The organism is Aeromonas sp. 604282, from assembly GCF_049170575.1.
In the GTDB taxonomy this organism is placed as follows: Bacteria; Pseudomonadota; Gammaproteobacteria; order Enterobacterales; family Aeromonadaceae; genus Aeromonas; species Aeromonas veronii_A.
The window spans coordinates 22,419-49,251 of the sequence record NZ_JAAKMV010000017.1; the positions used below are offsets into that span (position 1 = coordinate 22,419).

30 protein-coding genes and 1 pseudogene are annotated in these 26,833 nt (G+C 57.5%); 17 read left to right on the top strand and 14 right to left on the bottom strand.

Features of this window, described 5'->3' with window-relative positions; translation table 11 throughout:
• Nucleotide 1: 1 nt before the first annotated feature.
• The 4 genes from G5367_RS17680 to G5367_RS17695 are packed head-to-tail and all read left to right on the top strand — an operon-like array spanning nucleotide 2 to nucleotide 1,749.
• The gene (locus G5367_RS17680) at nucleotides 2–478 is read left to right on the top strand and encodes a DUF2878 domain-containing protein (protein ID WP_139399629.1); all 477 of its coding nucleotides are present in this window, start codon (nucleotides 2–4) and stop codon (nucleotides 476–478) included.
• Nucleotides 475–696, top strand: coding sequence for a TIGR02450 family Trp-rich protein (locus G5367_RS17685; RefSeq protein ID WP_005338671.1), 222 nt, complete (start codon nucleotides 475–477; stop codon nucleotides 694–696). The genes G5367_RS17680 and G5367_RS17685 overlap by 4 nt, the downstream gene beginning before the upstream one ends.
• Nucleotides 653–1,195 carry a chalcone isomerase family protein gene (locus G5367_RS17690; protein WP_421244724.1) on the top strand — a complete coding sequence of 181 codons (543 nt, stop codon included), beginning with the start codon at nucleotides 653–655 and terminating at the stop codon, nucleotides 1,193–1,195. The genes G5367_RS17685 and G5367_RS17690 overlap by 44 nt, the downstream gene beginning before the upstream one ends.
• 14 nt (nucleotides 1,196–1,209) lie before the next feature.
• Nucleotides 1,210–1,749, top strand: a complete 540-nt coding sequence (locus tag G5367_RS17695; protein ID WP_421244723.1) for a DUF3833 domain-containing protein — start codon at nucleotides 1,210–1,212, stop codon at nucleotides 1,747–1,749.
• A 75-nt stretch (nucleotides 1,750–1,824) separates the two neighbouring features.
• On the opposite strand, the gene nqrM is transcribed toward G5367_RS17695, so the two are convergent.
• The 9 genes from nqrM to G5367_RS17740 all read right to left on the bottom strand — a co-directional run bounded on the left by nqrM (nucleotide 1,825) and on the right by G5367_RS17740 (nucleotide 9,703).
• A complete protein-coding gene (nqrM, locus tag G5367_RS17700) occupies nucleotides 1,825–2,049 on the bottom strand; it encodes a (Na+)-NQR maturation NqrM (protein ID WP_421244722.1) in 225 nt (74 codons plus the stop codon).
• A gap of 9 nt (nucleotides 2,050–2,058) precedes the next feature.
• On the bottom strand, nucleotides 2,059–3,099 hold the full coding sequence (locus tag G5367_RS17705; protein ID WP_421244721.1) for an FAD:protein FMN transferase: 1,041 nt from the start codon (nucleotides 3,097–3,099) through the stop codon (nucleotides 2,059–2,061).
• Between the two features lie 3 nt (nucleotides 3,100–3,102).
• Nucleotides 3,103–4,326, bottom strand: coding sequence for an NADH:ubiquinone reductase (Na(+)-transporting) subunit F (nqrF, locus tag G5367_RS17710; RefSeq protein WP_005343670.1), 1,224 nt, complete (start codon nucleotides 4,324–4,326; stop codon nucleotides 3,103–3,105).
• 32 nt (nucleotides 4,327–4,358) lie between these two features.
• Nucleotides 4,359–4,955, bottom strand: coding sequence for an NADH:ubiquinone reductase (Na(+)-transporting) subunit E (gene nqrE / locus G5367_RS17715; protein ID WP_005343672.1), 597 nt, complete (start codon nucleotides 4,953–4,955; stop codon nucleotides 4,359–4,361).
• A 3-nt stretch (nucleotides 4,956–4,958) separates the two neighbouring features.
• Nucleotides 4,959–5,591, bottom strand: a complete 633-nt coding sequence (locus G5367_RS17720) for an NADH:ubiquinone reductase (Na(+)-transporting) subunit D (protein WP_005343673.1) — start codon at nucleotides 5,589–5,591, stop codon at nucleotides 4,959–4,961.
• The gene (locus tag G5367_RS17725; protein WP_005343676.1) at nucleotides 5,584–6,372 is read right to left on the bottom strand and encodes a Na(+)-translocating NADH-quinone reductase subunit C; all 789 of its coding nucleotides are present in this window, start codon (nucleotides 6,370–6,372) and stop codon (nucleotides 5,584–5,586) included. The genes G5367_RS17720 and G5367_RS17725 overlap by 8 nt, the downstream gene beginning before the upstream one ends.
• On the bottom strand, nucleotides 6,362–7,591 hold the full coding sequence (locus G5367_RS17730; RefSeq protein ID WP_005343679.1) for an NADH:ubiquinone reductase (Na(+)-transporting) subunit B: 1,230 nt from the start codon (nucleotides 7,589–7,591) through the stop codon (nucleotides 6,362–6,364). The genes G5367_RS17725 and G5367_RS17730 overlap by 11 nt, the downstream gene beginning before the upstream one ends.
• A gap of 3 nt (nucleotides 7,592–7,594) precedes the next feature.
• Complete coding sequence (locus tag G5367_RS17735) at nucleotides 7,595–8,938, bottom strand: Na(+)-translocating NADH-quinone reductase subunit A (RefSeq protein WP_005343681.1); 1,344 nt, start codon at nucleotides 8,936–8,938, stop codon at nucleotides 7,595–7,597.
• Between the two features lie 450 nt (nucleotides 8,939–9,388).
• Nucleotides 9,389–9,703: a BolA family protein gene (locus tag G5367_RS17740; protein WP_227341207.1), complete on the bottom strand. Its 315-nt coding sequence runs from the start codon at nucleotides 9,701–9,703 to the stop codon at nucleotides 9,389–9,391.
• A 203-nt stretch (nucleotides 9,704–9,906) separates the two neighbouring features.
• Here G5367_RS17740 and G5367_RS17745 point away from each other — a divergent pair, with 203 nt between their 5' ends.
• The 5 genes from G5367_RS17745 to G5367_RS17765 all read left to right on the top strand — a co-directional run bounded on the left by G5367_RS17745 (nucleotide 9,907) and on the right by G5367_RS17765 (nucleotide 14,772).
• The gene (locus G5367_RS17745) at nucleotides 9,907–11,040 is read left to right on the top strand and encodes a methyltransferase (RefSeq protein WP_421244720.1); all 1,134 of its coding nucleotides are present in this window, start codon (nucleotides 9,907–9,909) and stop codon (nucleotides 11,038–11,040) included.
• Nucleotides 11,041–11,057: 17 nt separating this feature from the next.
• Nucleotides 11,058–11,642 (top strand): YajG family lipoprotein, encoded by a 585-nt coding sequence (locus G5367_RS17750; protein WP_005343685.1) that lies wholly within the window; start codon nucleotides 11,058–11,060, stop codon nucleotides 11,640–11,642.
• Nucleotides 11,643–11,644: 2 nt separating this feature from the next.
• Nucleotides 11,645–12,220, top strand: coding sequence for a peptidylprolyl isomerase (locus tag G5367_RS17755; protein WP_337073776.1), 576 nt, complete (start codon nucleotides 11,645–11,647; stop codon nucleotides 12,218–12,220).
• Between the two features lie 173 nt (nucleotides 12,221–12,393).
• Nucleotides 12,394–13,773, top strand: a complete 1,380-nt coding sequence (locus tag G5367_RS17760) for an AmpG family muropeptide MFS transporter (RefSeq protein WP_421244719.1) — start codon at nucleotides 12,394–12,396, stop codon at nucleotides 13,771–13,773.
• Nucleotides 13,774–13,929: 156 nt separating this feature from the next.
• Complete coding sequence (locus G5367_RS17765) at nucleotides 13,930–14,772, top strand: outer membrane protein OmpK (RefSeq protein ID WP_204385165.1); 843 nt, start codon at nucleotides 13,930–13,932, stop codon at nucleotides 14,770–14,772.
• Between the two features lie 107 nt (nucleotides 14,773–14,879).
• Here the strand turns inward: G5367_RS17765 and G5367_RS17770 are convergent, their stop codons facing one another.
• A complete protein-coding gene (locus G5367_RS17770; protein ID WP_005338634.1) occupies nucleotides 14,880–15,362 on the bottom strand; it encodes a YajQ family cyclic di-GMP-binding protein in 483 nt (160 codons plus the stop codon).
• Nucleotides 15,363–15,562: 200 nt separating this feature from the next.
• Between G5367_RS17770 and G5367_RS17775 the strand changes: the two genes are divergently transcribed.
• A complete protein-coding gene (locus G5367_RS17775; protein ID WP_421244718.1) occupies nucleotides 15,563–16,516 on the top strand; it encodes a ketopantoate reductase family protein in 954 nt (317 codons plus the stop codon).
• 37 nt (nucleotides 16,517–16,553) lie between these two features.
• Complete coding sequence (locus G5367_RS17780) at nucleotides 16,554–17,114, top strand: DJ-1 family glyoxalase III (RefSeq protein WP_124930040.1); 561 nt, start codon at nucleotides 16,554–16,556, stop codon at nucleotides 17,112–17,114.
• Between the two features lie 111 nt (nucleotides 17,115–17,225).
• Here G5367_RS17780 and G5367_RS17785 read toward each other — a convergent pair whose 3' ends face one another.
• The gene (locus G5367_RS17785) at nucleotides 17,226–17,432 is read right to left on the bottom strand and encodes a hypothetical protein (protein ID WP_005338629.1); all 207 of its coding nucleotides are present in this window, start codon (nucleotides 17,430–17,432) and stop codon (nucleotides 17,226–17,228) included.
• 131 nt (nucleotides 17,433–17,563) lie between these two features.
• Here G5367_RS17785 and dinB point away from each other — a divergent pair, with 131 nt between their 5' ends.
• From dinB to rlmM, 6 genes and pseudogenes are all read left to right on the top strand, one after another.
• Complete coding sequence (dinB, locus tag G5367_RS17790) at nucleotides 17,564–18,619, top strand: DNA polymerase IV (RefSeq protein ID WP_421244738.1); 1,056 nt, start codon at nucleotides 17,564–17,566, stop codon at nucleotides 18,617–18,619.
• Between the two features lie 66 nt (nucleotides 18,620–18,685).
• The gene (locus G5367_RS17795) at nucleotides 18,686–20,827 is read left to right on the top strand and encodes a methyl-accepting chemotaxis protein (RefSeq protein WP_021230315.1); all 2,142 of its coding nucleotides are present in this window, start codon (nucleotides 18,686–18,688) and stop codon (nucleotides 20,825–20,827) included.
• 284 nt (nucleotides 20,828–21,111) lie between these two features.
• Nucleotides 21,112–22,032 (top strand): transcriptional regulator GcvA, encoded by a 921-nt coding sequence (locus tag G5367_RS17800; RefSeq protein ID WP_005338622.1) that lies wholly within the window; start codon nucleotides 21,112–21,114, stop codon nucleotides 22,030–22,032.
• Nucleotides 22,025–22,632: pseudogene (locus tag G5367_RS17805) on the top strand (alpha/beta family hydrolase). The gene G5367_RS17800 and the pseudogene G5367_RS17805 overlap by 8 nt, the downstream one beginning before the upstream one ends.
• Before the next feature lie 51 nt (nucleotides 22,633–22,683).
• A complete protein-coding gene (locus G5367_RS17810) occupies nucleotides 22,684–23,070 on the top strand; it encodes a DUF423 domain-containing protein (protein ID WP_058052208.1) in 387 nt (128 codons plus the stop codon).
• Nucleotides 23,063–24,157, top strand: a complete 1,095-nt coding sequence (gene rlmM, locus G5367_RS17815) for a 23S rRNA (cytidine(2498)-2'-O)-methyltransferase RlmM (RefSeq protein ID WP_005338617.1) — start codon at nucleotides 23,063–23,065, stop codon at nucleotides 24,155–24,157. The genes G5367_RS17810 and rlmM overlap by 8 nt, the downstream gene beginning before the upstream one ends.
• An 82-nt stretch (nucleotides 24,158–24,239) precedes the next feature.
• On the opposite strand, the gene G5367_RS17820 is transcribed toward rlmM, so the two are convergent.
• The 3 genes from G5367_RS17820 to xni all read right to left on the bottom strand — a co-directional run bounded on the left by G5367_RS17820 (nucleotide 24,240) and on the right by xni (nucleotide 26,783).
• Nucleotides 24,240–24,698 (bottom strand): hypothetical protein, encoded by a 459-nt coding sequence (locus tag G5367_RS17820; RefSeq protein ID WP_005349721.1) that lies wholly within the window; start codon nucleotides 24,696–24,698, stop codon nucleotides 24,240–24,242.
• 117 nt (nucleotides 24,699–24,815) lie between these two features.
• Nucleotides 24,816–25,823, bottom strand: a complete 1,008-nt coding sequence (locus G5367_RS17825) for an isocitrate dehydrogenase (protein WP_005349723.1) — start codon at nucleotides 25,821–25,823, stop codon at nucleotides 24,816–24,818.
• 159 nt (nucleotides 25,824–25,982) lie between these two features.
• Nucleotides 25,983–26,783: a flap endonuclease Xni gene (gene xni / locus G5367_RS17830; protein ID WP_421244716.1), complete on the bottom strand. Its 801-nt coding sequence runs from the start codon at nucleotides 26,781–26,783 to the stop codon at nucleotides 25,983–25,985.
• Nucleotides 26,784–26,833 lie beyond the last annotated feature (50 nt).

Here is a 26,833-nt window from a genome sequence, read left to right on the forward strand (position 1 = left end):
CATGTGGCAGTGGGCTCACCTGCTGGGGTTCAACCTCTACTGGTTGCTGGCGGTGAAGTGGCAGCAGCCGGGCCCGCTGCTGGCAATGTTGCTGCTGCACTTTCTCTTCTCCCCCAGCCGCCAGCGTGACTGGCGGCTGCTTCCCATCGCGGTTGCCGGCTGTCTGCTGGATGCTCTGCTCTGGCAGCTCGGCCTGTTCCGTTTCCCGTCCGGTTTTCCCCTCTGGCTGGTGCTGCTCTGGCTCGGTTTTGCCCTGACGCTGGCCCACGGTATGCGCTGGCTGCTGCGCTTGCCTCGCTGGCAGCAGGCGCTGTTTGGCGTGTTTGGAGGTGCTTCCTCCTATGTGGCGGGGGCTGCCATGGGGGCAGTAAACTTACCCTGGGGCATCTGGATCAGTACGGCGCTGCTGGCAGTGATCTGGATGTGGTGGTTACCCGTACTCCTGTGGGTAATGGTCAAGCTGGAGGGTGAGTCATGACAAACACCTTTTCGACCGACTCGTTGCTTTTTTCCAAATGGACCAAAGAGAGCCAGCATGAGCTGACTGATCGCTTCTATCTGGTGGTTGCCTGCCAGCGGGATGCGCAGGGGCAGCTGGTGCAGGTGGTGATGCAGGATATCAACACCCTGCAGGAACAGGAGATGGACTGGCATGAACTGGAAGACCCCAACCACTGGCATATGGGGTGGAATTAACCCGCTACTGCTGGCGTTTGCGCTCTTTGCTGCAACCGCGGTGCAGGCTTCTGCCGCCCCCTGGCAGCAGTTGCGCCCGGTCGGGCAGGGGGAGATGAACTGGCTATGGTTCAAGCTCTACGATGCCACCCTATACAGCGTGAGCGGGCGCTATCAGCCCGGTCACTATCCACAGGCTCTGACTCTCACCTATGCCAGACCCATCGAGCGGGAAGATCTGCTGAGCGCCACCGCCGCCGAGTGGCAGCGGCTAGGTCTTGGCACTGACACCGAGCGTCAGCGCTGGCTCGGCCAGCTCGCTGCACTCTGGCCTGATGTGCAGGCGGGCGACAAGCTCACCTTTTATGTCGACAAGGGCGGTGCAGGCCACTTCTGGTGGCAGGAAAAACCCCTCGGCACTCTGGCCGATCCACATTTTTCGGCCGCTTTTCTCGCCATCTGGCTGGCTGACAATAGCCGCGATCCTGCCCTGACCCGCCGCCTGCGTGGCCAACCCTGAACATGGAGTTCCTGATGTCTTTCTATCGTGCATATCGCTGGTTACTGTTGATCCCTTTTTTGTTGCTGAGCGGCTGTGGTGCCAGTCTCGATGACTATCGGGGGCAGGGGCCAAACTGGGATCTCGCCCGTTTCTTCAACGGTAAATTAGTGGCTCACGGCCTGGTAACCGACCGCAGCGGCGAAGTGACCAGTCGCTTTCGGGTAGAGATGGTGGGGCGCTGGCAGTACGGCAAGGGAGAGCTGTTCGAGCAGTTCTACTTTGACGATGGCCGCCAGCAGACCCGAACCTGGTATCTGAGCAAGGGGGCTGATGGTCACTGGCGCGGCACCGCTTCCGATGTGGTGGGAGAGGCGGTAGGTAAAAGCCAAGGGTTCGCCCTCAACTGGCGTTATCAGCTCGATCTGGCGCTGCCGGATGGCGAGGTGGTGCGGGTGAGCTTCGATGACTGGATGTATCTGCTGGATGAGGATCGCCTGATCAATCGCGCCGCTATCAGCAAGTTCGGCATCCATTTGGGGGAGGTGATCCTCTATATCGAGCGAAAATTATGACCGGCCTACACTGCATGAAAGCCAATAAAAAAGCGCGCCACCAGCGCGCTTTTGTTTATCGAGAAATCAGGGTCATCAGATGATGCGGTTCTCTCCCAGCATCTTGCGACGGGCCTCTTCCTTGGCCATCTTCTTCTTGCGATTGTCGCAGGGCTCGGGGCAGTCGCACTCTTTCTCGATGCCAACGCTCCCCAGACCGCCACAGGAGCCGGAGATGGATTTTTTCTGGAAGATATAACCGATAGCCATGGCGGCTATCACCAGCATGAATACCCCGAAGGTGATCAGAAAAACCTGCATCTATCCTCCCTATTTCCTGACCAGATACTGTTTGAACGCATCGGAGTAGGCCTCTTCAAAGCCGTTGTCCGTCTTGGTGATCACGAAGATCGCCAGGCCGCGCTCGTTGGCATAGGCCAGGCTCTTTTCCGGTCCCATGACCATGAATACGGTCGCCAGCCCGTCTGCGGTCATGCAGGAGGGATGGATCACGGTGACCGACACCATGCGGTGCTGGATCGGCTTGCCGGTGCGTGGATCTATGGTGTGGGAGAAGCGCTGGCCATCCATCTCATAGTAGTTACGATATTCACCCGAGGTGGCCACCCCGTTGTCACCTGGAACGATCACCTCCTGCACCGAACCGGCATTGGCGGTTGGCTTCTCGATGGCAACGCGCCAGGGGTGTCCCTTGCCGTTGACGCCATTGATCCGCAGCTCGCCGCCGATCTCTACCAGATAGTTGCGCGCACCCAGAGACTCCAGATACTCGGCTACCTTGTCGACACCAAAGCCCTTGGCAATGGCGGATAGATCAACGTAGAGGTCGGGAATATCCTTTTGCAGGGTATCGGCATCGACCGAAGTGATGACGTGCAGGTTGCCCAGGCCGGTCTTCTGACGGGTCTGGGTGATCAGCTCCTCCGATGGTATTTTGGTCGGTCGCTTGTCCGGACCGAAGCCCCACAGATTGACCAAGGGGCCGACGGTGACGTCAAGCGCCCCCTGGCTCTCACGGCCAATATGAATGGCTTCTGTTATGACCCGAGCCGTGTCCCGCGATACCACTACCGGTGTCGAACTGTGGTGCTGGTTGAAGCGCGACAGTTCGGAATCGGGACGATAGGTGGACATCTGATCGTTGACTCGCTCCAGCAGTACGTCGACCTCGGCCTGAAACTTGGCCGCATCGCTGATGACGTTGTCCGCCACCTTGATGGAGTAGTAAGTGCCCATGGTGCTGCCGGTGATATGGATCTCCGGCTTCGACTGGACCGTGCTTTCCTGACCGCACCCTGTCAAGAAAAAGGCTAGCCCGAAGGCTAGCCAGGTTTTTACAACGCTGTTCATGGATTAACCACCAAAATCATCCAGCAGGATGTTCTCGTCCTCAACGCCCAGATCTTTGAGCATGTTGATGACGGCTGCGTTCATCACGGGAGGTCCACACATGTAGAACTCGCAATCTTCCGGCGCTTCGTGGTTCTTGAGATAGTTCTCGTAGAGCACATTGTGGATGAAGCCGGTGTAGCCATCCCAGTTGTCTTCCGGTTGCGGATCGGACAGGGCGACGTTCCAGGTGAAGTTCTCGTTCTCGGCCGCCAGCATGTCGAAGTCTTCGACATAGAACATCTCGCGCTTGGAACGGGCACCGTACCAGAAGCTCATCTTGCGCTTGGACTTCAGGCGACGCAGCTGGTCGAAGATGTGGGAGCGCATAGGCGCCATACCCGCACCACCACCGATAAAGACCATTTCTGCATCGGTATCCTTGGCGAAGAATTCACCGAACGGACCGGAGATGGTCACCTTGTCACCCGGCTTCAGGCTGAAGATGTAGGAGGACATCTGTCCCGGAGGGGCAGTCCAGTTGCTCGGGGGCGGTGTGGCGATACGCACGTTCAGCATGATGATGCCGAACTCTTCCGGATAGTTGGCCATGGAGTAGGCACGGATGATCGGCTCATCGACCTTGGACTCCAGATCAAAAATCTTGAAGCGATCCCAGTCACCACGATACTCCTCGGGAATATCGAAGTTCTTGTAGTAAACGTGGTGAGCCGGCGCTTCGATCTGGATATAACCACCGGCGCGGAACGGCACGCTCTCGCCATCGGGGATCTGCAGCTTGAGCTCCTTGATGAAGGTGGCCTTGTTATCGTTGGAGATAACAGTACATTCCCACTTCTTCACCCCGAATATCTCTTCCGGCAGTTCGATGTCCATGTCGCCACGAACGGTGACCTGACAGGCAAGACGTTCGCCGTGACGGGCTTCGCCCTTGCTGATGTGATCCAGTTCGGTCGGCAGGATGTCGCCGCCACCGGATTTCACCCGTACCTTGCACTGGCCGCAGGAGCCACCGCCGCCACAGGCGGAAGAGACGAAGATACCGTTGCCGGCGAGTACGCCGAGCAGCTTGCCACCGGCCGGGCTGGTCACAGCCTTGGCCGGGTCACCATTGATGCTGATTGTCACGTCGCCCGCGGTCACCAGCTTGGACTTGGCGAACAGAATGACTGCCACCAGTGCCAGCAGGATCACGGTAAACATGACCACACCCAAAATAATTTCCATCTATCGTTCCTTTCTGATTGCAGGAAAGCCGATTACAGGGAGATACCAGAGAAGGACATGAAGCCCAGCGCCATCAGACCGGCGGTGATGAAGGTGATGCCCAGACCACGCAGGCCTTCCGGAACATCGGAGTACTTCATCTTCTCGCGGATACCCGCCAGCGCAACGATCGCCAGCATCCAGCCTGCACCTGAGCCTACACCGTAGACCACAGACTCCACGAAGGTGTAGTCACGCTGCACCATGAAAGAGACGCCACCGAAGATGGCGCAGTTCACGGTGATGAGCGGCAGGAAGATACCCAGGGCGTTGTAGAGAGCCGGGAAGTACTTGTCCAGCGCCATCTCCAGGATCTGCACCAGCGCCGCGATCACCCCGATAAAGGTGATGAAGCTCAGGAAACTCAGATCCAGGTCAGGGGAGAGGGCTCCGGCCTTCAGCACGTAGTTGTAGATCAGGTTGTTGACCGGTACGGCGATGGTTTGCACCACGATAACGGCAATACCAAGACCCATGGAGGTCTTTACCTTCTTGGACACTGCCAGGAAAGTACACATCCCCAGGAAGAAGGAGAGTGCCAGGTTTTCGATAAAAATCGAACGAATCAACAGACTCAGATAATGTTCCATACCTTAATCCTTCGCCTCCACCTGCTTGGGATCCTTGGTGCGCACGCCCCAGATGATCAGACCAATGATGAAGAATGCACTCGGCGGCAGCAGCAGCAGGCCGTTGGGTACATACCAGCCACCGTTGTTCACCAGCGGCAGCAGCTCGATGCCGAACCAGGTGCCGGAGCCCAGCACTTCACGCACGGTCGCGACACTCAGCAGAATGGCGCCATAGCCCAAACCGTTACCGATACCGTCCAGGAAGGAGGGGAGCGGCGCGCTCTTCATGGCATAGGCTTCGGCGCGGCCCATCACGATACAGTTGGTGATGATGAGGCCGACGAAGACCGACAGCTGCTTGGAGATGTCATAGGCATACGCCTTGAGCACCTGGTCAACCACGATAACCAGCGAGGCGATGATCGCCATCTGGGCAATGATCCGCACGCTGTTCGGGATCTGGTTGCGGATCAGGGAGATGAACAGGTTTGAGAAGGCGGTGACCGCCATGACCGCAAGGGTCATTACAAACGCTGTCTTCATCTGGCTGGTAACCGCCAGTGCGGAACAGACACCCAGCACCTGCAAGGCGATGGGGTTGTTGCCCAGCACTGGAGTCAACAGCAACTTTTTCATTTCGCTCTTGTCAGCCATTGTTGATTTCTCCTGCACGAACCTTGGCCAGGAAAGGACCGAAGCCCTTTGGACCCATCCAGAAGTCAAAGGTATGCTGTACACCGTTACCGGTCAGGGTGGCGCCGGAGAGACCGTCGATCTCGTGCTCGGAGCCCGCCGGAGCGTGACCCTTGATGACGCGCAGCGCCGGCATGCCATCCTGATCGAACAGCTTCTTGCCAACAAACAGCTCGCGCCAGGCCGGATTCTCGATTTCACCGCCCAGACCCGGGGTTTCACCGTGGTCATAGTAGGTGATGCCCTTGATAGTCTGGCCATCAGCGGCAACGGCGACGAAAGCATACATGGTAGACCACAGACCCTGACCGTAGATGGGCAGGATGATGTTGTCGATCTTGCCATCGGCATCCTTGGCGAAGAACACCGGAACCAGCTTGGAGATCTGGCGCAGGCCAGCCTTGTCCTCGGCAGCAGCCAGACGGATGTTTTGCGCCGGATCTTTGGCCGCCTGTTTGGTATCGAAGTTGTCGGCATCGCCGTCAACAAAGTTACCGGTGGCGAGATCCACCAGACGGGCTTCGATCTTGTCGCCATACAGCTTGGCCAGATCGCGCTTGGCTACATCGCTGATGTCCACGCCGGCTACGGAGAGAATATTGCTCTGTTTATCCAGCGCCTTGTTCTCCTCTTGGGTAGAACGCAGGCCAACGGCAGCAACGGATACCACGATGGAACAGGCCAGACAGAGGCCGGTGACCACGCTGATGGTGCCGAAGGTTGAGTCTTTATTAAACGCCACGAGCAATCCTCCGCTTGATGTTTGCCTGAGCGACGAAATGGTCAAACAGGGGAGCAAACAGGTTTGCAAACAGAATGGCCAGCATCATGCCTTCCGGGAACGCAGGGTTGACCACGCGAACCAGCACGACCATCACGCCGATCAGGGCGCCATACCACCACTTGCCCTTGTTGGTAAAGGCGGCGGAGACGGGGTCGGTTGCCATGAAGGCCATACCGAAGGCGAAGCCACCCAGTACCAGATGCCAGTGCCACGGCATGTTGAACATGGGGTTGGTATCGGAACCGATGACGTTGAACAGCAGGGAAGTGGCGATCATACCGACCATCACGCCGGCGATGATGCGCCAGGAGGCGATGCGCATGTAGACGATCATGGCTGCGCCCAGCAGGATCATCAGGGTAGAGACTTCACCAATGGAACCCGGCAGGTTGCCAAGGAAAGCGTCCATCCAGCTGATAGCCTGACCGGTGGCACCGTTGATCAGCGCCATCTGGCCGCCCTGAGCCCACTGGCTCAGCGCGGTTGCGCCGGAGTAGCCATCAACGGCAACCCAGACTGCGTCACCGGAGATTTGGCCCGGGTAGGCGAAGAACAGGAACGCACGACCAGCCAGCGCAGGGTTCAGGAAGTTTTTGCCGGTACCACCGAACACTTCCTTGGCCATTACCACACCGAAGGTGATGCCCAGAGCAGCTTGCCACAAGGGCAGCTCGGGCGGCACGATCAGGGCAAACAGGATGGAGGTCACGAAGAAGCCTTCGTTGATCTCGTGCTTGCGCACCATGGCGAACAGCACTTCCCAGAAACCACCGACAAAGAAGACGGTGATGTAGATCGGGAAGAAGTGGGTGGCGCCAATCAGCATCTTGCTGCCGATACCGGCAACAGCCGGATCGAGGGAGGCACCCAGCATGGTGGCCAGGGCATATTGCCAGCTGCTGGCACCGGCTGCCGAGCCCATGTGGGCAATGGCGGCGATGGCCTGGTTGCCAACGTTGTACATGCCCCAGAACATGGCCGGGAACACGGCCAGCCACACCATGATCATCATGCGCTTCAGATCGAGCGCATCACGGACGTGGGCGGCATTGCGGGTAACGGTACCCGGGGTATAGAACAGGGTATACGCCGCTTCGAACAGGGCGTAGTACTTGGCGTACTTTCCACCCGGTTCGAAGTGATGTTCCATATTTTCAAGAAGTTGCTTGAAACTCATCGCTTAACCTTCCAGTTCAATCTTGGTCAGGCACTCACGCAAGATAGGGCCGTACTCGGTCTTGCCGGGGCAAACGAAAGTACAGAGGGCCAAATCTTCCTCATCCAGCTCCAGGCAACCCAGTGCTTGCGCACCGTCGGTATCGCCGGAGACCATATCCCGCAGCAGCAGGGTAGGCAGGATGTCGAGTGGCATCACCCGTTCATAGTTGCCGATAGGCACCATGGAACGGTCACTACCGTTGGTAGTGGTGGTGAAGTTGATAAGGCGACCCTTCATCAGGTGAGAGAGGGTGGTGCGGGTGATGGAGAACTTGTTGGCGCTGGGGTTGATCCAGCCCAGGAACTCTTTCTCACGACCCTCGCCCAGTGCACAGACCTGATTGTGGTAACGACCCAGATAGTCGTGAACACCATCAGCCTTGGCGCCGCTCAGCAGGGAACCGGAGATGACGCGGTTTTCATCGGCACGCAGCTCATTGTTGGTGAGCTGGCTGATGCAGGCACCCAGACGGGTACGCAGCAGACGCGGTTTGAGCACGTTCGGGCCAGCCAGGGCGATCACCTTGTCGGTATAGATCTGGCCGGTGGTGAACAGCTTGCCGAACGCGATCACATCCTGATAGTTGATGTGCCACTGCACCTTGGTGCTGCTGACCGGATCCAGGAAGTGGATATGGGTACCAGGCAGACCGGCAGGATGCGGACCGACGAAGATCTCTTCTTTGACCTGAGCCAGCGGAGAGTGGGGCAGGCTGCCTTCGCCTTTACAGACATAGACGGTGCCGTCGGTCAGACGAGTCAGCACGGCCAGACCGTCTAGAAACGCCTGAGACTGCTCTTTGATGATCAACTCTGCGTTGGCGGCCAGCGGGTTGGTGTCCATCGCGGTCACGAAGATGGCGCGCGGGGCTGAGCCTACCGCAGGGACTTTGCTGAACGGGCGAGTGCGCAGTGCGATCCACTGGCCTGATGCAACCAGGATCTCTTGCACCTTGCTGCGCTCGAGCTTGGCCAGCTCGGAAGAGGCAAAATGCTCGAAGGTCACCTGCTCATCGGAGCCGTCGAGGTCGATGACCACAGACTGGAGCACACGTTTGGCTCCACGGTTGATCTCTGAAACTACGCCGGTGGCGGGGGCCGTGAATTTAACGCCGGGATTCTTCTTGTCTTCGAAGAGCTCCTGACCTTTGATGACGCGATCACCTACTTTGACGAACATAGTAGGTCGCATCCCCACGAACTCCTCGCCCAGTGTAGCAACACGGGTGATGGCGGGGCCATCGTAGATTACTTGCTCTGGCGCACCCAGCACGGGGATGTCCAGTCCTCTTTTGATTGTAATCATACTTAATTGCACTACCGTTACGGGAAGAGAGGTTGGTTAGCGCCGAGAAATACATCACGACGGGTGGTTGAATGAGTCGCTGTTGTGGCTGCGCCGGGTGGTCAGGCTCAACAATTATTCAACATGCGAGGTCACTCAAAAGCGCTTGAGTCTACCACTTAAGGCCCATTTTCTGCCATGCCAAATAGGCAAAATCCCTGCGTCATCACAAAATTAACCTGCAATGAATAACCCCTGAATTCCTTGTAAGCTGTGGTTTTAAAGGTTTTTTATTTTAATACCCCAATGTGGGTATTTTTGTGTAAGGCTGTGACTCAGCTGCTAGGGAAAACTGAATTAAATACCTATTTATGGTTGTCAGGATCAGCAGGCTGGCGGCTTTTTGTTTAATTTTTGTGTGTTTGTCACCCATAGGGCGGTGGGGCAGCGCAATGGGTGACAGCCAGCCGATCAGGAGTGCGAGGGGTTGCCTACACAAGCTGGTGTGCGTGGTGCCTTACCCTTCTCCTGCCACTCGCTTGCCGTGTAGGTATGCAGTGCAAGTGCATGGACAGCGCCGGCCAGCTCATCGGCCAGGATGGCGTTGACCTGACGATGGCGAGAGAGAAGGCGCTGACCCGCAAACTGTTCGCTGACGATCACCACCTTGAAGTGGCTCTCTGAGCCCGGTTCCACGCGATGCATATGGCTCTCATTGATCACTTCCAGCAGAGTGGGGGAGAGGGCTGCCGTCAGCTTGGCTTCAATCAGTTGTTGGATAGTCATAGGATCAGCTTCCAGAGTGAATGTCGGACCATTCTATCGGCTGTCTGGGTGTGGAATAAGCCCCCGCAAAAGGAAAATCACCTGCTATCCGTTCATTGGCACGCTCCGAACTGGTGAAATTCCTGCTCCTCGCTAGAATAGCGCCACTTTGCGTCGCACCTGGCGCCTGTATCCATGAATGAAGCCGAGGTTGGACTCTTCTTATGCAAACCCTTCTCGACACTCCCCATTGCCGACTCACGCTCTACCGCTACCCACGCCAGAGTCAGGAGACCCTGCAAGCCTGGGATGCAGCTGACGAATATCTGATCAACACTCTGGCGGAGTCCCCCCTCGAGCAGGCGGGCCCCGTCATCATCATGAATGACGGTTTTGGCGCGCTGGCCGCCTATCTGCATCCGCACTCCCCCTGCTGCGTCACCGACTCCTACATCAGTGAGCGGGCGACCCTGGCCAATCTGGCCGAAAACGGACTGGATGCGGGTGGTATCCGCTTGCAGGATGCGCTGGCGCCGCTGCCCGATGCTCCTGCGCTGGTGGTGATCAAGGTCTCCAAATATCAGGCACTGCTGGAGCAGCAACTGCTGGCGCTGCGGGAGGTGGTGACACCGGCAACCCGCGTTATCGCTGCCGGCAAGGCGAAGGATATTCATACCTCCACCCTCAAGTTGTTCGAGAAGTATCTGGGGCCTACCCGTACCTCGCTGGCCTGGAAGAAGGCGCGCCTCATTCACTGCGAGCCGCAGGCCGGGCAACCCGAGCTGGCCAACCCCTTCCCGACCGTGTGGCCGCTGGAGGGGAGTGGCATGCTCATCCACAACTATGCCAATGTCTTCTCGCGCACCAGTCTCGATATTGGTGCCCGCTTTATGCTGGACAATCTGCCCATCCACAGTGCCCGCAAGGTGATCGATCTGGGCTGTGGCAATGGGGTGCTGGGTCTGTCGCTGCTCGCCAAAGACAGCGAGGTGGAGGTGACCTTTATCGATGAATCCTATATGGCGGTTGCCTCGGCACAACTCAACGTCGAGCACAATCTGCCTGATGCTCTGCCGCGAGCCCGCTTTATGGTCAACAACTGTCTCGACGGGGTGGCGGTCGGTTCGGCGGATCGGATCCTCTGCAATCCCCCCTTCCATCAGTTGCAGGCGATCACCGATCATATCGCCTGGCAGATGTTCAGTGATGCGCACCGGGTGTTGCCTCGCGGAGGGGAACTCTGGATAGTAGGCAACCGTCATCTGGACTATCACAACAAACTCAAGCGCTTGTTTGCCAACGCACAAGTCGTTGCGTCGAACAGCAAATTCGTTATTTTGAAAGCCATCAAACGCTAAAGCCAAAGGAAACCATGATGAAAAAGTCACTCTTGCTGCTGGCCGCCCTGATGCTGGGCGGGTGTGCCACTCATTGGCCGGAGACGGCGCTGCTCAATCCGCAGGTGATCCCCGCCAACCAGCAATATTACTCTGGCAATCGCATCACCATGGAAGGGGTAGACAAGCGTGAGGCTGCCTATGTCTTCTCCATCAAACACAAGGAGAAAGCGCCGGTGCTGGTCAACAGCGAGCGCCCGCTCAATCTGCTGATGGCCGAACGGCTGGCGGAAGGACTGCGTAGTCAGGGTCTGGAAGTGGGCAACAGTGGTACCACCAACCTGACGCTGGTGATATCCAGTGCCGCGGTCAATGTGGAAGAGAAGACCTTTACCTATGTCACCAAGTCCCGTGTCAGCCTGCAGGTGATCGCCGATTTCCAGGGTAACCGTCTGACCAAGCAGTTCAACATGTCCTCCAGCAAGGAGAGTCCGAGCGAGCCAAGCATGGCCGATCTCGAGTCTACACTGAACCTGCAACTGGGTAGCGTGCTGCAGCAGATCATGGCCGATGAGGCGCTGCGCGGTTACCTTAAAGGTCAACCGAACGGCGCAGGGGTCTGATGATGAAAAAACTCTGGTTGCTGGCCATGTTGATCGCCCCGCTGGCGTTCGCGGGTCCGAAAGTCAGAATGGAGACCAACCACGGCAATATCGTGGTGGAGCTGGCGTCCAAGCAGGCGCCCCAGACGGTGAAAAACTTCCTGCGCTACGTGGCGGATGGCAGCTATGACGGCAGCATCTTCCACCGGGTGATCCAGGATTTCGTGGTGCAGGGGGGGGGCTACAACCAGCAGTTCCAGCAACTGCCAACTTATGAGCCGGTGGTCAACGAGTCTCGCGGTGGCTTGCCCAACAAGCGCGGCACCATCGCCATGGCCCGCACCCAGGCAGTCGACAGTGCCACTCGCCAGTTCTACTTCAATCTTGTCGACAACAATAACCTCAACGCCGGTGGCTCTGCGGGTTATACCGTGTTCGGCCAGGTGGTGCAGGGGATGGAAGTGCTGGACAAGTTGGCCCAGGTTCAGACCGGTTACAGCCCCATTCTGCGTGCCAACGATGTGCCGACCAGCCCCATCATTCTGAAGAAGGTGGTATTACTGGCAGAAACCCCGACAGACAAGAAAGCGGGCAAGTAACTCTCGCCAGACAGAGTGCGTCACTTCGCACTCGTCAGGCCACAATACAAGGCTCATCCCCTCCGGGATGGGCCTTTTCTCTGGCCAGGCTTCTTGCGCCTATCTCCTTACCTGCCTTGGCTATCTGTCATCAACCTGCCAAAATGACGCACTTTTCCAAAGTCGTCAGGTAGTTGAATATGATCCGCACACCGAGTTGGCGGGAATCGCTAGCCGTTTATCTCGAAGCTCGAGTACTCATTCTCTTTGCCATGGGCTTTTCATCGGGTCTGCCGCTGTTGCTTGTATTTGGCACCCTCTCATTCTGGTTACGCGAGGCAGATGTCAGCCTGACCGATATCGGTTACATGAGCTGGGTGGCGCTGGCCTACGGCTTTAAATGGTTGTGGTCGCCGCTGGTGGATCGTATGCCATTGCCACTGCTCTCTACCCTGTTGGGGCGTCGTCGTAGCTGGATGTTCTTCTCCCAGCTATTGATCGCGGCTGCGTTGGTAGGGATGGCGTTTTGTGATCCCAAGAGCGGGTTGACTCATTTGGCCTTGTTCGCCCTGCTGGTGGCCTTTGCCTCGGCGACTCAGGATATCGTGATCGACGCCTATCGCATCGAATCCGCGCCCGAGCGACTGCAGGCTGCGATGGCGGCCTCCTACATGACTGGCTACCGGTTGGCGATGATCATCGCCGGTGCCGGCGCATTGGCGCTGGCAGCCTGGTTTGGCAGCAACAGCGGCTATGACTATCGTGGCTGGCAGATCACTTATCTGGTGATGGCCGGTCTGATGTCGCTTGGGATGATTACCACCCTGTTCTGCCATGAACCGGATATCGATCTGGCCGGTCAGGGCAGGCAACAGGCTGAGCGCAAGGCGCTGCTGCTGGAAAAGGGGTGGCCCGCTCCCTTGGCAAGTGCCGGAGCATGGGGTTATGAGGCGGTCTGGAGTCCGTTTGCCGACTTCTTTCGCCGCTATGGTCGCTCGGCGCTGCTGATCCTGTTGCTTATCGCCTGTTATCGGATTGCGGATGTGGTGATGGGGGTGATGTCCAACAGCTTCTATGTGGATATGCAGTTCAGCAAGACCGAAGTCGCCACTATCACCAAGGTGTTTGGCGTTATCATGACGCTAGTGGGGGCGGCACTGGGGGGCGTGCTGGTGATGCGGTTTGGCACGCTGCGGATCCTGTTTCTGGGGGCGCTGCTCACCGCCAGCACCAATCTGCTGTTCGCTCTGCTCAATCAGGTTGGCCATAATCTCGAGCTGCTGACCCTGATTATTTCGCTGGATAACCTCAGCGCCGGCATCGCCACTGCGGCGTTTGTCACCTATTTGTCCAGCCTGACCAATGTGGCATTTTCGGCGACTCAGTACGCACTGTTCAGCTCGGTGATGTTGTTGCTGCCCAAGTTGCTAGCCGGTTTTTCGGGACAGGTGGTGGAGCAGATTGGCTACAGTGCTTTCTTCGTCGGCACCAGTCTGTTGGGCTTGCCTGTGTTGTTGTTGATTGTGCTGGTCGCCCGCAAGGGGAGTGAGTTGTTCTCAGATGCTGACAAATAGCAAGCGTTTGCGTAGAATCGGGGGTGATTAGATTCACACTTCCGGATAAAGTTCCCGAGAAGTTGTTTCACCCCCAATTTTATTTGATTAGAATTCCTCTCGCTCCTTGTGGGCAGGCTACGGAAAACCTCAACTAACGCACAAGAGACCAATAAAATGGCCAAATTTACCAAGACTCTGATCGCTGCCGGTCTGCTGGCTGCCGCCGCTACTCCGGCCTTTGCTGCTGACTACAGCGGTGACATCCACAAGAATGACTACAAGTGGATGCAGTTCAACGTAATGCACACTATCGACCAGCGTCCTTTCACTACCGGTGAAGAGGACTACAACGATACCTATTTTGAAATGGAGTTCGGTGGTCGCTCCGGCCTGTTTGACCTGTACGGTTACGTCGACGTATTCGATATTTTCGACTCCCGTCACAGCAATAAACACCATGGTCAGAACCTGTTCATGAAGTTTGCACCGCGTATGTCTCTGGATGCGCTGACAGGTAAAGATCTCTCCTTTGGTCCTGTGCAAGAGCTTTACATTGCCAACCTGAACAACGTTGGTGACAAGCAGATGGAAAACCAGCTGGGTCTGGGTGCCGATGTGATGGTTCCCTGGTTTGGCAAGGTTGGCATGAACCTGTATGCACGTCACGCCACCGAGAACCAGTTCTTCACCGAAGAAGAAGGTGAGTGGAACGGTTATCAGTTCTCCATGAACTGGTTCAAGCCTTTCTATACCTTCGGCAACGGCAGCTTTGTCTCCTACCAGGGTTATCTGGATTATCAATTCGGCCTGGATACCCATGACCGTGCTGACCGTACCAGCGACAACCTGGCTACCTTCCACGGTATCTACTGGCACTCCGATCGCTACGCGGTTGGTTATGGCCTGAAGTATTTCATGGATGCCTACGGTACCAAAGATGGCTCCAAAGCCTACGACGGTACCCCGTGGAAGAGCACCGGCTTCAGCCACTACTTCTCTGTTACCTACAAGTTCTAATAAAACTTGGGGAACAAAAAACCGGAGCATTTGCTCCGGTTTTTTTATGGTCGCGATTTAGATAGCGTGGCGCGAGTCATCAAGTGCGCCACGGCTGAGTGGATAAATCAGTCGCGGAAGTTCTGGAACTGCATCGGTTGACCCAGTTCGGCGCCACGGACCAGTGCCATGGTCTCTTGCAGATCGTCACGCTTCTTGCCGGTGACACGTACTTCATCACCCTGGATGGCGACCTGTACCTTGATTTTGGAGTCCTTGATCAGCTTGACCAGCTTCTTGGCGATCTCTTTCTCGATCCCCTGCTTGAATTTGACGGTCAGGTGGAAACGCTTGCCGGAGTGAACCGAGTCACCCACTTCCATGGAGCTGTTTTCGATGTTGCGCTTGAGCAGGGCGCCGCGCAGGATTTCGACCATCTGCTTGAGCTGGAAATCGGCATCGGCTTCCAGTTTTACCTCTTCCTTGTTCAACTCGAAGCTGGCTTCTACCCCACGAAAATCGAAACGGGTGGCCAGTTCACGATTGGCGTTGTCGACAGCGTTCAACACCTCGTTCATTTTGACTTCAGAGACAATATCGAATGACGGCATAGCCGGAGCTCCTCATGTTGCGTTATCGGGGGGCAAATCTACCAGAAAACGGGCAAATTTGCTGATTTTGATGGGGTTGCTCTGCTAGAATCCCCTGCGCACAGGACGGGTGGACCCGTTAGTGTCCACCAGCGACATCTTCACTTATTCCCGGTAACAGGTTGAGAGGATTGCAACCCTTACCCTGACAGAGTCACACCATGCCAAGCGGATTAAAAAATTCCCGACAGCCCGTTATTCCACCCGTTACTCCGAAGTGGTCACTGTTGGGTTGTGGCGCCCTCGGCGGCGTTTTTGCCTCCCTGCTGACCCAGAGTGGTCAATCCACCCGTGTCTTGTTGCGCGAACATCATAAGTCCACGCTCCATCCGGGGATCGATTTCACCTCGCTGGAGGGGCATGTCCAGCTGCTCAATATCGAGCGCGGATTTGTCAGCAAACCCGGCAAGATCCAGCGTCTGCTGGTGATGACCAAGGCCAGTCAGGTGATTGCCGCACTGACGCCGCTGGTGGGTAAGCTGGATGCCGGCGTGCCGATCGTCTTGCTGCACAACGGGATGGGCATTGCCGAGCAGGTGGTCGAGATGTTCCCGCACAATCCGGTGATTGCCGGTGTCACCAGCCATGGCGCCATGCAGTGCGGCCATTTTGTCTTCCGTCATACTGGCAAGGGTGAAACCTGGCTTGGCCCGATCAACGACGCAGCCAAGGCCCACGCCGCGCTCGCGGATGAGCTGGCGCTGGCACTGGGCCAGGCTGGCTGGGATGAGCAGATATTGACGCGCCAGTGGCAAAAGCTGGCTATCAACTGTGCCATCAATCCCCTGACGGCTCTCTACAAGCTGAAAAATGGCGAGCTGGCTGGTCCCCGTTTTGCCGATGCCCTGCAGCAAATCTGCGTGGAAGTGGCGGATGTGATGTGTGCCGAAGGGATTGCAACCACAGCCGAAGAGTTGCAGCGTCGGGTGATGACAGTGGTGGAGCTGACCGCTGACAATTACTCCTCCATGCATCAGGATATGGAGCTGGGACGCGAGACCGAGATTGAGGCCATCACCGGCTTCCTGTTGGCCAAGGCTGCCCGGCATGGCATTGCCGTACCAGTCAATCAGGGTCTCTATCAGGCGATCAAAGAGAAGAGCCAGGCCGTCTGATCTTTTACATGGCAGAGCAAGCAGCAAGGAGGCGAACATGAGTGTACTGGTGCTGGTGGCCCCCGGGTCGGAAGAGATAGAGACGGTTGCGATTGTCGATACCCTGGTGCGCGCCAGCATCGAGGTGGTGCTGGCCTCTTGTTGTCCAACCGGATCTCGGCAGGTGAAGGCATCGCGTGGGGTACAGCTGGTGGCTGATTGTCATATCGACGAGCTGACCCGTCGGGACTTTGAAGCCATCGTGGTGCCCGGCGGTTTGCCCGGCAGCGAAGTGATCCGCGATACCCCGCTGGCCATCGATCTGCTCAAAGAGCAGGCCGCTCTTGGCCGCTGGCGCGCGGCCATATGCGCCGCCCCTGTGGTGGTCTTGCAACATCACGCTCTGCTGGATGGTGCCATTGTCACCTGTCATCCCGGCTTTCAGTCCCGACTACCGGCATCGCAGCTGTCACATGAGCGGGTAGTCAGAGATGAGGCTCATCGCCTTATCACCAGCCAGGGGCCGGGCAGCGCCATCGAGTTTGCGCTCGAACTGGTTCGGGTGCTGCGCGGGGATGATGTGGCGGCCACTGTCGCTGGCCCTATGGTGCTGCCTTGAGCGCACTCTGCTGCAGAATCAAGCTGGTCATGCTTTGAAAAATGGGCCCCGGTCATCTTGATCGGGGCCCGTTTGTTATCTGCTGTTGTCGGTCACGCCATCTTGTCCGGCTCAGTAGTCGTACTGTGAGCACTGTTTTTTGTTGTACTCAGTTTTCCAGCGTGCCAATTCTTGCTCTGTGCCGAGCTTGTCCCCTTTCTTGATGGCCTGTTCCAGTATCTCAATCCGGTCGTACAGCCAGCGGCACTCTGCCGTCGGGTTGTTCTTGCCGATGCCGGTCAACGGCAGCAAACAGAGTCCCAGCCAAAGATATTTCATCCCGAACGCTCCTTGTCATTGTGGTAGTAAAGGTCTCCTTGGAGTCTACTATTTTAGCCGCAACGAGAGAGATAGAGCTGCGGTTATCCTTGGGGTAAGATGATGCCATGTCTGTTTATTTATACAGTGGTATGCGCAAGATCATCCATATCGACATGGACTGTTTTTTTGCCGCGGTGGAGATGCGGGACAATCCGGCCTTGCGGGAGGTGCCGCTCGCCATCGGTGGGGCCTCCGAGCGGCGCGGTGTTATCTCGACCTGCAACTATGTGGCGCGCCGGTTCGGGGTGCGCTCCGCCATGCCGAGCGCACTGGCGAAAAAACTCTGCCCGCCGCTGGTACTGATCCCTGGGCGAATGGCGGTGTACAAGGATATCTCCCGTCAGCTCAGGGCCATTTTCCTGCGCTATACCGATCAGGTTGAACCGCTGTCACTGGACGAGGCTTACCTAGACGTGACCCACAGCCGCTGCTGTGGCGGCAGCGCCACCCTGATGGCGCAAGAGATCCGGCAAGCCATCGTCTCCGAACTGGCATTGACCGCCTCGGCCGGAGTGGCCCCCAACAAGTTTCTCGCCAAGCTCGCCTCGGAGCAGCGTAAACCCGATGGTCTGTTTGTCATTCGTCCCGACGAAGTGGCCGAATTTGTCTGCCAGTTGCCCCTCGGCAAACTGCCCGGGGTGGGGCGCAAGACTGCCGAGCGGCTGGAGGCACAGGGGCTCTACACCTGTGAGGATGCGCGGGCCTTGTCGGCACAAGAGCTGTGCAGCCGTTTTGGCAAGCTGGGGGAGATGTTGACGACCCGGATCTGGGGGCTGGATGAACAGCCGGTGCAGGCGCACCGGATCCGCAAAACCATCGGGGTGGAGACCACCCTGGCGAGCGATGTTTGTGACGAAGCCGCCTGCCTGACGGTATTGCAGCAACTGCTGCCGGAGCTAGAGCGGCGATTTCAGCTGGCGTGCCCTGCCGAGCAGGTGATGGGGCAGGGAATCAAGCTCAAGTTTGCCGATTTCCACCAAACCACCGTCTATCGCAGTCAGGGTGGCTATCAGCCAGCCTTGTTCGTTCCCCTGCTCAAAGAGGGGCTACTGCGGGCACAAGGGCGTTCGGTTCGCCTGCTGGGCTTGGTGGTGGGTTTGCCAAAAGAGGGTGAAGTTAATCAACTCTCGCTGGATTTGCTGTGAGATAGTTAAGTTTTTGTTTATAAAGTCGATAATCTATCCATATCTGTATGACGTAGGAATATTGGCATGAGCGCTCTTTCTGTCCAGGGTCGGATTACCCTGATCGCCGGTTGCTGTCTGTTGGTGACAGCCGCCGCTCTGGTTGCCTCTTCGATTTACAACGCGAACAAGATGCAACAGCAGGTGCGGCAAGCCACCATGCACGAGGCGCAGCAGTCTGCCGAGAACTGGATGAAGGCGATGGGCTCGGAGCAGGCGGCCAAGGTGACCAGCTATCTCGATGAGGCCTATTTCCGCGCCAGTTTGCTGGCGGAGAGCGTGTTGTTCCAGCGCAAGAATGCGGCCGAGAACTTTGTCCATTCGGAGGCGCTGCGCAGCGCCGTCAATCAGCAACTGCACGATGCCGTTGCCTCATCGACCAATCTGCTTGGTGTCTATGCGGTGTTCGAGCCTGACCAGCTGGATGGGGAAGACAGCAACTATCAGGGCTCCACGGCGCTGGGTTCCAACGACAAGGGGCGTTTTTCCAGTTACTGGGCCTATGACAACGGCAAGATAGAGCCGGAAGTGCAGAATGAGGATGTACTGGCCGATGAGAGCCCGACCGAGGCTGGTGGAATCGAAAACGAGTGGTATCGCTGCAGTATTCGCACCCGTGCCCTCTGCCTGCTGGAGCCCTATCTGGACGATGTGGGCGATAAACAGATATTGATGACCTCGGTGACGGTCCCGCTGCTGGAGCAGGAGACCTTGCTGGGGATGGTCGGGGTCGATATCTCGCTGGCCACTTTGCAGAGTTTGGTCAGCACCATGGACAAGGAGCTCTATGACGGCAAGGGCAGAATATTGCTGGTCAGTCACGAGGGGCGCGTGGCGGGAGCCGATGAGTTCGATGTGACCATGGGGCGTGGGCTGGATCAGAAGTATCAGGGGCTGGCCAGTGAGCTGAAAGGCTGGCTCAGTCAGGGTCAGGAGCTGACTCGCTGGAGCAGCGACGGCACCCTGTTGCAGACCTTTGTCCCGGTATCCATGCGTGGCACCGACCGTAAATGGGGCATCTACATTGAATTGCCACGGGCCGTAGTGCTGGCCTCGGCCCAGCAATTGCAAGATGAGCTGGCCAGTGAAGCCAATCGCAGCGTGGTCTCGCAGCTGTCGATCGGAGTGCTGATCTCGCTGGTTGCCCTGAGTTTTATCTGGTTGATGGCGCGCCAGATTGTGGCACCCATCCGCGCTGTAGTTGCCCGCCTCAAGGATATCGCCAGTGGTGAGGGGGATTTGACCCAGCGTATCGAGATCCAGCGGCAAGACGAGATCGGCGAGCTGGCCAAGTGGTTCAACAGCTTCCTCAACAAGTTGCAATCCACCATCAGTCAGGTGATTGATACCGTCTCCGGTACGCGCAACAGTGCCGAGCGAGCCGCGCAAGTGGCCGAGCGCACCAGCAGTGGCATGCAGGCCCAGTATCAGGAGATCGATCTGGTGGCGACGGCATTTGAGGAGCTGAGCGCCACCGCGTTGCAGGTCTCCGGTAATGCCGGCTCGGCGGTGGCGGCTGCCAACACCACTGATGCCGCGGCGCAAGAGGGCAAATATGTCGTTGCCGACACCCAGGAGGCGATGCGCAAGCTGATGACCATTATCAACGATGCCCAGCCGGTGGTGGAGCGGCTCTCCGCCAACAGCGACAACATCAATGACATTCTTATCGTGATCCAGGGAATTGCCGAGCAGACCAACTTGCTGGCGCTGAATGCGGCTATTGAAGCGGCGCGGGCCGGTGAGCAGGGCCGTGGCTTTGCCGTGGTGGCTGATGAGGTGCGCAATCTGGCCGGTCGCACCCAGAATGCCATCGTCGAGATCCAGACCCTGATCAGCCAACTGCAATCCGGTACCGGCGCCGTGGTCAAGGCTATCCGCGATGGTCATGGTCAGGCTGACGAGACGCTCGCCAAGGTGGATCTCTCGGTGCAGGTGCTGGAGCAGATTATCCAGTCGGTCTCCACCATCCATCAGATGAACGAGCAGATTGCCCGGGCGGCGCAGGAGCAGAGCCGGGTGGCGGACGAGATCAACCGCAACGTCAGCAACATTCGCGATGTGAGCCACACCATTCGGGCCGAGGCGGCGACCTCCGCCGAAAATGGTCGCGAGCTCTCTGCTCTGGCGGACAAACAGCAGCAGCTGGTGGGGCAGTTCAAGGTATAGAAGGGATGAAAAAAGGCGCCATCCAGCTGGAGGCGCCAAACACATTCAGATGACAGACTGGGTCAAACCGGTGAGATTTGAGCCCCTCTTCCCGCAGAGGAAGAAACACAACACCACAATCACAGTCGAAAGACTCACTAAAAACACATGTAAACCAACATGTAGTAGAAAATGTGAGCCATATGACGACTGATTACTGGGCGAATTATGTTTATTCACTGGTCGACCCGCAACCGACAAATTATAATGCGCCCCATTAGAAAAACTCATCGTCGGCTGGTGTCATGTCTCGTCGTTTACCCCCGCTCAATGCCCTCAAGGCGTTTGAAGCTGCGGCTCGTCACTTAAGCTTTACCCGCGCAGCAGAAGAGTTGTTTGTGACTCAGGCTGCCATCAGTCACCAGATCAAGGCGCTGGAGGAGTATCTTGGCATCAAGCTGTTCCGCCGCAAAAACCGCTCCTTGTTGCTGACCGAAGAGGGGCAGGGTTATTTCCTGGATATCAAGGACATCTTTGCCTCCATCTCAGAGGCGACCGACAAGCTGCTGGCCCGCAGTGCCAAGGGGGCGTTGACTGTCAGTTTGCAGCCGAGTTTCGCCATCCAGTGGCTGGTGCCGCGGTTGGTCAAGTTCAGCGAGCGCCACCCCGATATCGACGTGCGGATCAAGGCGGTCGATCTCGACGAAGGGTCGCTCACCGACGATGTGGATGTGGCCATCTATTACGGCCGCGGCAACTGGCCGGGTCTGCGCTCGGACAAGCTGCATACGGAATACCTGATCCCGGTCTGTTCCCCCTTGCTGCTGACCGGGCCCAAACCGCTGCGTACGCCGCAAGATTTGACTCTTCATACCCTGCTGCACGATACCTCCCGCCGCGACTGGAAGGCGTGGTTCCGCCAGCTCGATATCGATGCCCCCAACGTCAATCAGGGGCCCATCTTCAGCCACTCCACCATGGTGATCCAGGCGGCGATCCACGGCCAGGGGGTGGCGCTTGGCCACAGCGTGCTGGCACAACCCGAGATTGAGGCCGGCCGCCTTATCTGCCCGTTCGAGCAGGTGCTGGTGAGCAAAAATGCTTTCTATCTGGTGTGCCAGGAGCAACAGTCGGATCAGGGCAAGATCGTTGCCTTCCGCGACTGGATGCTGGAGCTGGTGGAGCAGGAAGAGGCGCGTCGCAGGGCAAGGCTCGCCGATGCCTGATGTGATCCGCGAGGGGGCAACTGATGCCCCCGTTCGGGTGCAGGAATGGATCATGCCTTTCTTGCCGAGTTGTCACGTCTGCTGGCTGGCCCCGACATCGAAGTGGTGCGCTTCAACTTTCCCTACATGACAAAGCGTGCACAGGATGGCAAGCGCCGTCCGCCGGACAGGGCGCCTGTGCTGCTCGCCCATTGGCACGACATGATCTGCGAGTTTGCCCATCCACGGCTGTTTCTGGCGGGCAAGTCGATGGGCGGGCGGATGGCGGCGGAACTGTATAGCGCAGGCGAGGGTGAGATGAATGCTGCAGGATTGCTCATTCTCGGGTATCCTTTCCACCCTCCGGCCAAGCCCGACAGTTGGCGAGGCGAGGTACTCAAGCATATTGCAGTGCCAACTCTGCTGTTGCAGGGGGAGCGCGATACCTTCGGTAGTCGCGCCGAACTGGCCGATTTCCCCTTCTCACCCGACGTATCGGTCCATTGGTTGACCGATGGTGATCATGGTTTCAAACCGCGTAAAGCTAGTGGCGTGAGTGAGCAGGATAATATGCAGCATGCAGCGGCGGCCATCAGCCATTTTGTGGCCCGGCATGGATAGCACGAGAGGGTTGGCTTTATTGCCAGCCTCGATGAGAGAGGGAGAGTGAGGATGCAGATCCATCGACATTGGCTGATATTGGCCGGTCTCTTCGGGTTGACGGCCACCATGCTGGGGGCTTATGGCGCCCATGGATTGGCGGCGACCGGCATTACGCCCGAGCGTCTGGCGGCATTCAATACCGCCGTGCAATATCAGTTTTTTCACGCATTGGCCCTGCTGGTTCTGGGCTGGTGTGGTGTGCGCAGCAAGGTGATCCACCTGGCTGGCACCGCTTTTGTGCTGGGGATCATCGGATTCTCCGGCAGTATTTACGCCATGGTGCTGCTTGGCAGCAAGGGGCTGGGGTTGATTACCCCGGCCGGTGGCCTCTGTTTTATGTTGGGATGGGCGGCTTTGATTTGGGCCGGCTGTCGTCTTGGAGGAAAAAATGAATAATCTGCTGCTTTATTGCCGCCCCGGTTTTGAGAAAGAGGCGGCTGCAGAGATCACCGAGCGTGCCGGTAACATGCAGTGCTACGGTTTCGCCCGGGTCAAGGACGACAGCGGTTATGTGATCTTCGAACTGTATGACGAGGAGCAGGCGGACCTGCTGGCTCGCAAGCTGCCATTCCGGGAGCTCATCTTCATTCGCCAGATGCTGGTGGTCACCCATGAGCTGAAGGATCTGGATGTCGCGGACAGGATCTCCCCCATCCTTGAGGCGGTGAGTGACTACACCATTTGCGGTGATCTGCGGGTCGAAACCGCGGACACCAACGAAGCGAAAGAGCTGTCGGCCTTCTGCCGCAAGTTCACCGTGCCGCTTCGTCAGGCGCTGCGCAGCAACGAGATCCTGACCAAGAAGGAGACGCCAAACCGTCCGGTGTTCCACGCCTTCTTCATGGCCAATGATCATGTCTTGCTGGGCTACTCCTATTCGTTCAACAACTCCGGATTCCACATGGGGATCCCGCGCCTGCGCTTCCCGGCCGATGCACCGAGCCGCTCCAGCCTCAAGCTGGAGGAGGCGTTTTACGTGTTCGTGCCGCGGGAAGAGTGGGATGTGCGTCTCTGCTCAGGCATGAAGGCGGTGGATCTGGGCGCCTGCCCGGGTGGCTGGACCTATCAGCTGGTGCGTCGTGGCATGATGGTGACGGCGGTTGACAACGGCATGATGGCCCAATCCCTGATGGATACTGGTCAGGTCAAGCATATCCGGGATGACGGTTTCGTCTGGCGTCCGAGCAAGAAGAACACCTACTGGCTGGTGTGCGACATGGTCGATAAACCGGCGCGGGTCGTTCACATGATTGCGGACTGGTTCCGTGAGGGTGACTGCCAGGAGGCGATGTTCAACCTCAAGCTGCCGATGAAGAAGCGTTATGCCGAGTCGGTGCACAATATCGAGGTATTGCGCGAGATGCTCAAGGAGATCGACAACGCGTTCGTGATCCAGGCCAAGCAGCTCTATCACGATCGAGAAGAGATCACAGTGCATGTTTACAACAAGTACTGGGTCTCCAAACTCGAGCCCAAGGCGTGATGTAGCAGTTCTGCCCTTACGATAAATACCAAGGCCGACAGGGAAACCTGTCGGCCTTTTGCTATTCGGTTGCCGGAAAATATCAGAAACGGTAATCGAGGCGCAGGGAGGATTCGTCGTCGGTCACCTTGATCTCTATCTGCAGCGGGATGGTTTTGTCGACCGGATTGAATTGCATCTTTATCCCATCTCCTCTCAGCCTGAGGGCGGTGTTCATTCCGCCAGCCTTGAACTTGACCTTGGGTCTGAAGCGTTCGACCGACAGACTGACGCTCTTTTCCGGGGTCAGATTGAGCTGCGGGTAGGAGGTGATCTTTTGATTACCAAAGTTGTCGGTGGAGACTTCAATACCAAACGACAGGGGTTTGGGTGCCTTGAGCAGGTCGTTGGTATTCAGGCTCGAGCGCCATACCTCGGTGGCAGTCCGTTTTTCCTGCTGTGGCAGTTTGGCGGTTTGGGTCTGTTGATCCTGCTCGAAAGCACTGGCAGTACCACAAACCAGCATCAGACCCGAAACCAGATAGCACCCGTATCCCTTCATGAAAAACACTCCCTGTTCTTCTTCTCTATTGAACATAGTTGCTGTTCGGGGAGTGGCAAAGGATTCGGAAATATAAAAAAGGGAGCAGAAACTCCCTTTTAAAATCAATGAATTAACTCAAAGACGATCGATGATGGCCTGGGTGAATTCGCTGGTGGAAGCCGTGCCACCCAGATCGCGGGTGACCCGATCACCGGATTCGATGGTGGCTCGTACTGCTTCGCGTATCCGCTCTGCTTTATCCTGCATGCCGAGGTACTCCAGCATCTGGATGGAGGCGAGGATCACCGAGGTCGGGTTGGCGATATTCTTGCCAGCTATGTCAGGCGCAGAGCCGTGGACCGCTTCGAAGATGGCCGCGCCATCGCCGATGTTGGCGCCGGGCGCCATGCCAAGGCCGCCAACCAGACCGGCGCAAAGATCCGAGAGGATATCGCCGAACAGGTTGGTGGTGACCATGACATCGAAACGCTCCGGATACATCACCAGATTCATGCAGGCGGCATCGACGATCATCTCCTCGCTCTGTATATCCGGGTAGTGGCTGGCGATTTCACGGGCCACTTCGAGGAACAGGCCGGAGGTCGACTTGAGGATGTTGGCCTTGTGGATGATGGTGACCTTCTTGCGCCCTTCCTGACGAGCCAGCTCGAAGGCGAACTTGACGATGCGCTCGGCCCCTTCGCGGGTGATGATGCTCATCGCCTCGGCACTCTTGTTGTCATCGCTGCGCTTCTGACCTGCACCCGAGTACATCCCCTCGGTGTTTTCACGCACCGTGATGATGTCGATATTGTCGTAACGGCTTCTGGTGCCCTTGAAGGAGATGACCGGGCGCACGTTGGCGTAGAGGTTGAACTTCTTGCGCAGGGAGACGTTGATGGAGGTAAAACCGCCGCCGACCGGTGTAGTCAATGGCCCTTTCAGGCTCACCTTGTTCTTCTCAATCAGATCCAGGGTGGCTTGGGGCAGCAGCTCGCCATGCTTCTCGAGGGCAACCAGACCTGCATCAGCGTATTCGTACTCAAAGTCACAACCCGCATGGGTCAGGATCTGGATGGCTGATTCAATGATGCTGGGGCCGATGCCGTCGCCGGGGATCACGGTAATTTTTCTTTTAGACATGAGAGGGTTCCACTTCCAGGGTATAGGGGAGGATGGGGCTGCTTTATAGCATTTACTCAGCAAACCAACCACATTCCTTTACATTCTACTCACTTTCATCAACAGCGAGGGTGAGTCTCGTCATGGTTCGCGCCCTTGCCCGTATTTTTGTTCGGCCATTTAGTCCGGCTGGGGCGGGTAGCGGATGTCCCGCAGGTTGAATCCCAGCGGAATATCCCGCTGCAAGCGCACCAGCCGCTGGGCCAGCAGGGCCTCATCCTGATGCTGGCGCAGCTTGAGCAGTGGCTTGGTGGCATCCTCTTGCTGGCAGGCTTCGAGCATGGCTGCCAGGTTGCCATATTGCTGCAACAGCTGAGTGGCTGTCTTGGGGCCGATCCCCGGAACCCCCTTGATATTGGAACCGCCGATGCCGGTCAGGGCCCAGAAGTCGACCAGCTGATTAGGTGCTACCCCATATTGCTGCTGGACGAAGGCGGCATCCAGCCAGCGTTTGTTGAAGTAGTCGCGCACCCGGATCTGCGGGCAGATCAGTTGGCAGAAGCCCTTGTCGGTGGAGATGATGGTCGCCTGATGGCCGTGGCTGGCGATGCCGCTGGCCAGGGTGGCGATAAGGTCATCCGCTTCATCGGTCTCGGAGAGCAGGGCATCGACACCGCACTCCCAAAAGGCATCCTGCAGGGTCGCCAACCCCTCACGCAGTTCGGGGGGCATGGGGGTTCGCCCCTCCTTGTAGGCCGGATAGACCTCTTTGCGCCAGCTATGCACCTCGCCATCAAACACGGCAATGACATGGGTTGGCTCGCTATTGGCCAGCAGCTTGCGGCAGGTATTGATAAGGTTGGCGCGGGCTGCAACCAGCGCCTGGGCAGGGGTCAGTGCCTGTTGGGCCTGTACCGCGTGCAGACGGCGAATGAGATTGAGGGCATCGATGATAAGCAGGTGTGGCCGGATAGTTGACATGGGGCACTCTTGGCGGTCGGGACGCCCCATTGTAACAAACCGCTCGCCTT